Raw genomic sequence first — 1,880 nt, 5'->3', positions numbered from 1 at the left:
TGATTGACCGCGAGGTTCCGGGAGCCGGAACGGAGGCGGTGGAAGATGACCTCTTGGACGCATTCCGCCCCCGTGTGGAGGCGCAACTGCCCGACCGATGCGTCGCGAAGCAGGGTTTGGGCGGCGGCCTTGGCAGGGGCCGCCTTGCCCAGGGCGTAGAGGAATACGGGGGTGTCGAGGAACAGATTCGGGCGCGGGTTCACGCGAGGTCGAGCCGGCGATCCAACTCGGCCTCCTGGATGGCCAGCATCTCTTCCCACGTCTCGCCCGGATCGGAATCCGAGTCCGCCGATGCCAGCAGGAACCGGGCCGCAGCCGCGCGACGGGCCTGGTCGCGGTCCTCATCGAAGTGCAGGTCGATCGCGGAGCGGACGATGTCAGCAACCGACCGGCCGGTGCGCGTGGCCTCCGCGGTGAGCTGGTCGTAGCGCGCTTGGTCGATCAGGACGTGCAGGCGTCGCTCCAGGGTGCTCATTCAGCAATTCTACACATGCACATGTGGTTGCGCAGGTCAGTTCGGAGGGAACGGGTCAGGGGTGTGGTGGGCGCGGAGCAGGAGTTGGAGGGCGAGTCGGACATCGCTGTCGTCGAGGTCGACGTCGAGCAGGGCCGCAATCCGGTCCATCCGGTAGCGCACCGTGTTGACGTGAACGCCGAGCTCGGCAGCGGCGCGCCGCGGCGCGCCTGGGTGGTCGAGCCAGGCCCGCAGCGTATCCCGATCCCGCTCCTGGTCCGCCGGGTCGGTAGCGAGGGCGGCAAGGGGCCCGATCGGCCGGTCACCACCGACGGCCCGCGTCGCGCGGGCGATGGTGAGCGCGGGCCACACCTCATCCGCCTGGCGGACCGTCGAATCTCCGTGCGGGGCATAGAGTTCGGCGACCTCAAGCGCCTCGCGCCGAGCGCGCGGCAGGTCAGCCGCCACCTCGCTCGGCGTCGCGGCACAGGCGGTGACCAGGCAGCCGGCCGAGGCGACATCCTCGACGGCCGCCCGCAGCCACGCCCACGTGCCCGCGCGCCCGACGGTGGATGGCGCGATGCCGTCGCGAGCGAGCGGATCGTGGCCTTCCCGTCCCCTCGCGATGGGAGCGGCGTCGGTGACGATGGCGAAAACGCCATCCGCCACATCCACCAGTGCCGGCTGCGGCCAGCCCCGCCGGCGCAGGGTCGCCACCCATAGATCGAGCAGCGGCAGCTCACGGGCACTCTCGGACAGCGGCCGGCCGGCCGGCTCCGGCGTCCCGGCCAGCACCACGACCCGCCATGGACCGGTCGGCAGCCAGGTCGCCGCGTCCGCGGCCGGCTCCACCAGCGACTGCCGGAGCCGGTCGAGCCAGACCAGCCGGGTCAGGTCGGTCTGCGCGCGCTGGGTCAACAACTGCAAGGCCACGGCCGCGGCCATCGTGCGCAGCTCCTCGATCACAGGCGCAGCGGGTGGGGCGTCCACGGCGCACCAGATCGAGCCGAGCCACTCACCCCCCGCGCGCACCGGCACCACGAATCGCGCCCCGAGGTCCGGAGTGACGCCGGCAGCGAGGAAGAACGGCTCGTCACTGCGGGCCATCCGGCGAAAGACACCCCCGGCGCGCAAGGTGGACACGACGGCGGCGGGGACACGGCGGCCGACGATGGTCGACACGCGGGCCGGATCGGCCCGGTGCTGGCGCGAGGAATACGCCAGCACCCGGTGGCGGGCGTCCTCGATGGTCACCGCCGCCTCGACTAGGCCGGCCGCCGCATCGGCGAGGGCGAACAGGTCGTCGGCGACGGTTCGTGGGGCGCCGGTCGCGGCCCGGTTCAGGGCCTCGCGCAGCACCTGGATGACGTGCGCCCAGCTCGCGTTCTCGGCCAGGGCCACCAAGGCCACGCCGCGCCGGCGCGCC

2 protein-coding genes and 1 pseudogene are annotated in these 1,880 nt (G+C 72.7%); all 3 read right to left on the bottom strand.

Annotated elements, in window-relative coordinates:
- Positions 1-203: pseudogene (locus tag PKH97_RS16315) on the bottom strand (hypothetical protein); the annotation flags it as partial.
- Positions 200-475: a hypothetical protein gene (locus PKH97_RS16310; protein ID WP_324388659.1), complete on the bottom strand. Its 276-nt coding sequence runs from the start codon at positions 473-475 to the stop codon at positions 200-202. The gene PKH97_RS16310 and the pseudogene PKH97_RS16315, both read right to left, overlap by 4 nt.
- 36 nt (positions 476-511) lie before the next feature.
- On the bottom strand, positions 512-1,880 hold a 1,369-nt coding region (locus tag PKH97_RS16305; protein WP_324388658.1), incomplete at its 5' end, for a helix-turn-helix domain-containing protein.

Source organism: Nostocoides sp., from assembly GCF_035343835.1.
GTDB lineage: Bacteria > Actinomycetota > Actinomycetes > Actinomycetales > Dermatophilaceae > Nostocoides_A > Nostocoides_A vanveenii.
The sequence above is the reverse complement of the archived record's forward strand: the minus strand, read 5'-3'. Positions and strand labels throughout refer to the sequence as shown.